This is a genomic window from Occallatibacter sp., assembly GCF_049802275.1.
Classification (GTDB): Bacteria; Acidobacteriota; Terriglobia; order Terriglobales; family Acidobacteriaceae; genus Telmatobacter.
This window is the reverse complement of record NZ_JBARMD010000502.1, coordinates 1-6,715: the sequence shown is the minus strand read 5'-3', so window position 1 is coordinate 6,715 and position 6,715 is coordinate 1. Positions and strand designations below refer to the sequence as shown.

Below are 6,715 nucleotides of genomic sequence, written 5' to 3'. Positions count from 1 at the left end.
CAGATCACGTACTTCATGTCGCCGGATGCCTTGGCAACGGTGCCCCATTTCAAGCCGGTTGGATACCCGCCGCCGCCCCGTCCGCGGAGTCCGCTTGCGGTGATCTGGTGGATGACGCCGTTGGGTGTCATATCGGTCACAGCTGTCATCAATGCCCGGTAGCCGTCCCGAGCAATGTAGTCGTCGATCTTTTCCGGATCAATCTGCCCGGAGTTTTCCAGCACCACGTGTACCTGCTGGTCAAAGTGATCGCGCAGGTCGCACTGCAACTCCGGAATCGGCGCACCGCCAAGACTGCCAACCACAGCTTCTGCATTCTCGGCCTTGACATGCTGGTAGAGTGTCTCTTCGGGGTCCACGAGAACCAGCGGACCGGCGGCGCAGAGGCCCATGCAACCGGTGCGGCGCACCAGGACTCTCTTGCGCGATGCCTCCACTGCGCTGCTCAAAGCATCTTTCAGCTTGTCCGAGTGCTGGCTGAGGCAACCCGTGCCCATGCAGACATTCACTTCGTGGTCGAACTTCGCATTTTCAACGCGAACGGATTCTGCGATCTGATCGAGCTCTTCGAGTGTCATTCGACCGCCCACCTTTCCAGCTGATCGAGCATGTTGTCGCCACTCATCTGTCCCTGCAGTTCGCCGTCCGTCAAGACCACCGGGGCGCGTCCGCATGCGCCGACGCAGCGAGCGGTCATCAGGCTTATCTTGCCGTCTTTGGTTGTCTGACCTTGCGGAATGCCCAGGCGTTTCTCAGCAGCGGCCACCAGCTTGTCAGTGCCCTTGATGTAGCACGCCGTTCCCGTGCAGATTGTCATGGTGTGTTTGCCGGGCGGCTTCAGACTGAAGTAGTGGTAGAAAGTGACCACCCCATAGGCCTGGCTCAGCGGCACACGCAACGACTTTGCGACGAAAGTGATCGCATCATCGTCCAGATATCCGAATGCGGATTGAACGGTGTGCAGTGTTTCGATCAGCGCGTGGCGGGCAAACCCATTCTTGCGCATGGTGCCGTTCACGATCTTCCAGCGTTTGTCGTCGCTCGGAAGCGGCGGTGGTGTGAATGCGGGCACAAATCCCTCCAGACATTGATAGCGAAGTACTTACGTTTAACGCTCCGCTCTCTGTCTGGCTCTTTTTTACTCTCGTACATATACGACTGACCGTGACCACGGTCACGCCGGTCTGAGCTCGTTCCACAAGCCGAAACACGACTGGAGAAAGCAGTCCCGAATCAGGAAATTGAGAGGGAATTCGCGATCATCCCAGGGAGGGCAGGCGATCCGAAATGCCGAAGAGGAAGATCAATCCGATGGCGCAGCTGTACACCGCACCCGTCCATGCAATCACGGAGTAGAAGCGCGGATGATGCCCGCCTGCGTTGAAGGCGCCGCCCAATGAAGCCGTCATCAGCGCATTCATGGCGACAAGTCCAACCGCAAACGCGCCCAGTCCGAGCATGCCCCGGGAGGTGCCGCCGAGATTTGCTGTCAGGAAGAACAACGCAAGCTGGCTCGGCGTCTCGGCACCCACTCCATGCAACATGCCGATTATAAAGACCGACTTCCCGTTGTACATCCACTGAAATCGCTCCGGTTTAGGTACCGCCGGGTTCCAGATGCGCCGCACGCGCCAAGCCATCCACAGCACGCCATTGATGGCGATGGCCAGTCGGCTTTCAATGCGGCCGTGCCGATGTCCATGTGCGTCCTTGCGCAGGATGCCGGCTACCACCCCGATGCCCAGCACGATAAGCGTCAAGCCGATCAGTCGCTCTGTCCAGTGATCCAGACCTTCCGGCAATCCCAGGTGCATCTGCAGCACTGCGACGCCAAGCGCCACCACTGTGAAGGCATGACCCAGCGCATAAGTCATCCCAAGCCGCAGCCCGCTGCGCCAGGTTTTCTGTATAGCTGTGATATCCGATATAGCGGCCAGATGATCGTAGTCAAAGCCGTGTTTGAGCCCCAGCACAAGGCAGGAGCCGAGGGCGGCCATCAGTTTCCAGTCGCTCCAGATCGGTGTCACAGGTGCTCAGTATAGTGCAGTTACGGTACGGCTGGCGCGTTCATTCGTCACCGGGGTTGGGCGGCACCAGCCTGCCCGGCCACTCCCGTCCCATGTGGCATGGAAACGCGATTAGCTCGCTGGAATCAAGTCAAGTTGGTAATTTGTGTAATCGATCTTCACCACCGTCTGACCCAACAATGTGCTGCCTGAAACAGCCTCGGCGTGCGTGGCCATCGGCAGTCCGCTTATTTCGCCATACTGTCGGCTAACCTGCGCCGCACTCGCCAGAAAGAAGGCACTTTTCGATGCCGTTCCTTTCAACTGAACAATCGCGTAGTCCTGGGCGTCCACCCACAGCTTCCCGTTAAAGAGAAACTGGCTCGTTCGCCTGGGTGTAATGTCCAGTACCAGGCAGTCGCGACCATTCAGGCGCTCACGTGCGTTCGAATCCAGTTTCAAGTCGTAATTGGAACTGTTGATCAGCGCTGTCTCAACGTTGCCAGGCAAACTCATGCGCTTTTCGTTGTCCAGTAAAGTAGCCAGCACCTCGTTGCGCCAGAAGGACGAGCCGCTTTCGGAGACGATGTCGTAGCTTTTGCCAGTCTGCTTGCGGTAGGTAGTCTTCACCAGCATCTCCGCAGTCGGGTGCGTTTCATCCTTGCCGCGAAACAAGGCGTAGTGTTCGTTGACCGTGTAGCTACCCAGTCGATCGATGCGATTCTTTACGGATGCATCCACGCCGTGAACAATAGTCGCAATATCCGGCGGCTGCTGGGCAACGCCATAACCTGAATCCATGAAAATAAGAGCGAGAGAGACCAGTATGTATCTGGCGAGCGGATGTCGCCACCGTTCCATCATGATTCAATTCTTTCACGCGGGGCCGAAGCGCTGGCGAGGTATGGCCCATTGTGTTTCCAGGAAAATTTAGTCATCGCTCTAAACACCACGAGCATCCGGAAGGGATTCCGAATGCTCGCAGTCCTTCGCAACACGCTTAATCTCTAACGGGAGGAGGCCGACTGAATGCGGGCACCGCGGACTGCGGACAAAAATGCATGTGCCTGCGGCGGCGCCGGAACAGTTCCGGTCAGAACCGAGCGGAACGTGACATCCGGCCCGTAAACCGTCTTCATGGAGTCCTCGTCCGGTCGAACATCCGCCCCCGTCAACGTCAAGCCTGCGAACACGCCCTTGGCGCGCGAGTAAGTCAGGATCTCCGTGTTCATCTTCCAGTCGGTGTCAGCCGACGCGTGACGGCCCACCGGTCCAGCCGCAGCCGAGGCATCGGCGCCGAGCTGGAATTTGCTCGCAAGCAGGTGCTTCATGCCCTCGTCGGTCTGGAAAATCATCACAAGGTCCACGCCTTCGACGCCGATCTGCAGCCCCCAGCTTCCACCCGTGATGGCGAAGAATGCAGGAGCGCTCCAGCCGTGTTCCGTGCGGCAGGTGGCGACACCGCGACCGCCTTGAGCGCCAAATACAAATCCACCCTTGATCATATGGGGTACGACGGCTACGCACTTTGCGTGGTTCATCACTTCTTCGGGAATTCCTTTGTCGGGAGCTCCCATCACTTCGTGCAATACCGCAGCGGCCTTATCCAGCCGATCCGTCGTATCCTGTTTATCCTGGTCCGATGCCCAGCTCACGGTAGCGAGGCTCGCAATAGCGAGTGTCAGCATAAGTTTCTTCATATCATTCACCTTTCGCATTTACCTGCGGGGCGCATTTCAAGTGGCCCTTGGGATGTTGGGATAGAAACTATCTTGAGTTATTCTTTGCGCTGCGCAAAGAAGCGGACCGGCGTTCACTCCACCCATCCGCTACTGGGATTTGAGCAAGCTGCAAAACTTTTGGTTGCCCTGCGTTGCGAATTCCCGGCCTTGATTCGCCCGAAGTTTCTGTAGGGCTTTGATTTGCGCTTGGGCTATGCTTGATTCCGAGGCGCAACCTTTTGACCTTCTCTGCATCATCACTGCCGGAATCTGATCCAGGGGTTGAGCGGAAGGGTATTCGAGTAAACGGGGTTGTACAGGGGGTGGGGTTTCGTCCTTTTGTTTACCGCCTCGCAAGCGAAGAGAATCTGTCCGGCTTCATCGGCAACGATACGGATGGCGTAACGATCGAGCTCGAAGGTCCCACACCGCGCATTCAGGCCTTTCTGGCCCGCCTGACCTCAGATACTCCGCCGCTGGCCCGCATCGACTCAGTCGTCACCAGCGATCTTGCGCCCACCGGCCAGACCGGATTCAGCATCGTTGCCAGCGAGGTGCTGGGTCGCGTCAGCACCGGCATCCCCGCCGACGCGGCCACCTGCGCCGACTGCCTGCGTGAACTGCTCGATCCAGCAGACCGCCGCTACCGGTACCCCTTCCTGAACTGTACCAACTGCGGACCGCGCTATACCATTACGCGCCGCATCCCCTACGACCGCCCGCAAACCTCGATGGCAAAATTCCCCATGTGTCCCGCGTGCCAGGCAGAATACGACGACCCTCTTAATCGTCGCTTCCACGCTCAGCCCAACGCCTGCTGGCGATGCGGCCCGCGTGTGTGGCTGGAAACAGCCGACGGTGCTGCCATCGAAAGTTCCGACCCGGTGTCGGAGACGATCGAGTGCCTTCTTCGTGGCGAAATCATGGCCATCAAAGGCATCGGCGGTTTCCACCTCAGTGTGGATGCCACCAGCGAAGAAGCCGTCACGCGCCTGCGACAGCGCAAACATCGCTATGGCAAACCCCTCGCGATCATGGTGCGCGATCTCGCAGCAGCGCGCACCCTGTGCGACTTGGCTCCGGAAGAAGAAACTCTGCTGCAGACCCCCGCTCGCCCTATCGTTCTTGCCCATGCGCGCAAGCACAACTGCATCGCTCCCTCGGTCGCGCCCGGCATCCCGTGGCTAGGAATCTTTCTGCCCTACGCACCGCTTCAACACCTGCTCTTCGCCGATCCACGCGTAAAGGCACTGGTGATGACCTCCGCCAATCTGAGTGAAGAGCCGATAGCCATTGACAACAGCGAAGCCCGCACCCGCCTCGCCTCCATCGCCGATGCTTTTCTGATGCACGATCGCGAAATTCTCCAGCGTTGCGATGATTCCGTCGCAGCGCTCGTCGACAGTAAGCCGCAAATCATCCGCCGCGCTCGCGGATTTGTCCCCCTTGCCGTCCCGCTGCCGATCGAAGCCCCACCGCTGCTCGCTGTTGGGGGTCACCTCAAAAATGTCCTTGCGCTCGCACGCGGTAAATTCGCCTACCAGAGTCAGCACATCGGCGATCTTGAAAACGCCACGAGTCTGCAGTTCTTCGAAGAGTGTCTGCATCACTTGATGCATACATTTGAGATCGAGCCGCAAACGGTCGTTCATGACCTGCATCCCGGCTATCTGTCTACCGGTTGGGCGAAGCAGTGGGCCGGCGATCGCGGACTGCGGCTGATCGCCGTGCAGCATCATCACGCCCACATAGCCGCCTGCATGGCCGAACATGCTCTTTCTGGCCCGGTCATTGGCCTTTCACTTGACGGCACCGGCTACGGCACCGACGGCCGCATCTGGGGCGGGGAAGTGCTGATCTGCCGCCTCGCTGGCCCTGATCCCGCAAGCTTCGAACGCTTTGCCCACCTCGACTATGTCCCAATGCCCGGCGGAGAAGCAGCCATTCGCGAACCCTGGCGCATGGCATTTGGGCACCTGATCGCGGCCGGGTTTCCCGTGGAGCAAGCAAGAGAACTCGTGGGTGCCACCGAACAGGAGTCACGCGTGATGGCGCGCATGATCGAGCGACAAATCAACGCGCCAATGACATCAAGTCTCGGCCGCCTCTTTGATGCTGCCGCCGCAGTGATCCTCAATCGTCGCAAGGTGGATTACGAGGCCCAGGCTGCTATTGAATTGGAAGGCTGCGCCGTCGACATCCCTGACGAGCTTTGCCCTCCGGGGCATGACCAAATCGAGTTGCTCGACGGAGACTGGAGCCAGCGCGAGGCATCGACAATTAGCGTCGCTCCGCTCTGGCGTGCAATCGTCGCTGACCTTGTGGAAGGTGTAACCCGACCCGAGATCGCCGCACGCTTCCATGCCGCAATTGCCGGCGCTCTTATCCAGGCTGCATCGAGAGCACACTCCGCCACCGGGATCCGGCAGATTGTGCTTTCCGGCGGCTGCATGCAAAATCGCAGACTGGCGAGCCTTCTGCGCTCCGGTCTCGAGGCCCAGGGACTTGAAGTTTTCCAGCAGGCCCGGATCAGCCCCGGCGACGGCGGCCTCAGCTACGGACAGGCGGCAGTGGCCGCGGCAATCCTGTACAGTGAAGCTACCGCTGAACATATCCGAGGATTGAACGAATGACGATTCGCGGAATTATCTGGACGATCCTCTTGGCTCTGGGTGGCGTCCTTAGTGCGGGCGTTACAATTTCTGGAATCCGCCATTCCTTTGGCATTGATTTGCGCCAGGACACGCTGCTCAGCCTTCTTTATTGTGGCCTTCCAGTTCTCTGTTTTCCGGTATTCCTGCTGGTACGACCGCCGCGGCGCGCCGCCGTGCTGCTTTCGTTGATGGCTCTCACGTATCTTGGCGCCTACTCTGCGCTCAACTGGCGCACTTGTTCTGAGCTGGGTTACTGCGACAGCCTTATCGCGACCGTATTTCAGACATTGAGCACCAACATCGTGCTCGCATTTTTCGCGGTGGTTATTCTCGC

7 protein-coding genes are annotated in these 6,715 nt (G+C 58.9%); 2 read left to right on the top strand and 5 right to left on the bottom strand.

What is annotated here, in order from left to right:
* The 5 genes from WA354_RS17515 to WA354_RS17495 all read right to left on the bottom strand — a co-directional run.
* Positions 1 to 578, bottom strand: a 578-nt coding sequence (locus tag WA354_RS17515) for a (2Fe-2S) ferredoxin domain-containing protein (protein WP_472814311.1), incomplete at its 3' end; no start/stop codon positions are given.
* Positions 575 to 1,072, bottom strand: a complete 498-nt coding sequence (locus tag WA354_RS17510) for an NAD(P)H-dependent oxidoreductase subunit E (RefSeq protein WP_472814310.1) — start codon at positions 1,070 to 1,072, stop codon at positions 575 to 577. The genes WA354_RS17515 and WA354_RS17510, both read right to left, overlap by 4 nt.
* Positions 1,073 to 1,259: 187 nt before the next feature.
* Positions 1,260 to 2,027, bottom strand: a complete 768-nt coding sequence (locus WA354_RS17505) for a hypothetical protein (RefSeq protein WP_472814309.1) — start codon at positions 2,025 to 2,027, stop codon at positions 1,260 to 1,262.
* A gap of 111 nt (positions 2,028 to 2,138) precedes the next feature.
* Complete coding sequence (locus WA354_RS17500) at positions 2,139 to 2,870, bottom strand: hypothetical protein (protein ID WP_472814308.1); 732 nt, start codon at positions 2,868 to 2,870, stop codon at positions 2,139 to 2,141.
* A 143-nt stretch (positions 2,871 to 3,013) separates the two neighbouring features.
* Positions 3,014 to 3,706, bottom strand: a complete 693-nt coding sequence (locus tag WA354_RS17495; RefSeq protein ID WP_472814307.1) for a lipid-binding SYLF domain-containing protein — start codon at positions 3,704 to 3,706, stop codon at positions 3,014 to 3,016.
* 239 nt (positions 3,707 to 3,945) lie between these two features.
* Here WA354_RS17495 and hypF point away from each other — a divergent pair, with 239 nt between their 5' ends.
* Together hypF and WA354_RS17485 are read left to right on the top strand one after the other, a co-directional pair.
* Positions 3,946 to 6,360, top strand: coding sequence for a carbamoyltransferase HypF (gene hypF, locus WA354_RS17490; RefSeq protein WP_472814306.1), 2,415 nt, complete (start codon positions 3,946 to 3,948; stop codon positions 6,358 to 6,360).
* Positions 6,357 to 6,715 (top strand): hypothetical protein (locus WA354_RS17485; protein WP_472814305.1); only part of this gene is annotated, 359 nt, incomplete at its 3' end. The genes hypF and WA354_RS17485, both read left to right, overlap by 4 nt.

Coding starts and splice junctions, on each gene's coding strand:
- WA354_RS17495 (WP_472814307.1), bottom strand. CDS start 3,706: ATGAAGAAACTTATGCTGACACTCGCTATTGCGAGCCTCGCTACCGTG.
- WA354_RS17500 (WP_472814308.1), bottom strand. CDS start 2,870: ATGATGGAACGGTGGCGACATCCGCTCGCCAGATACATACTGGTCTCT.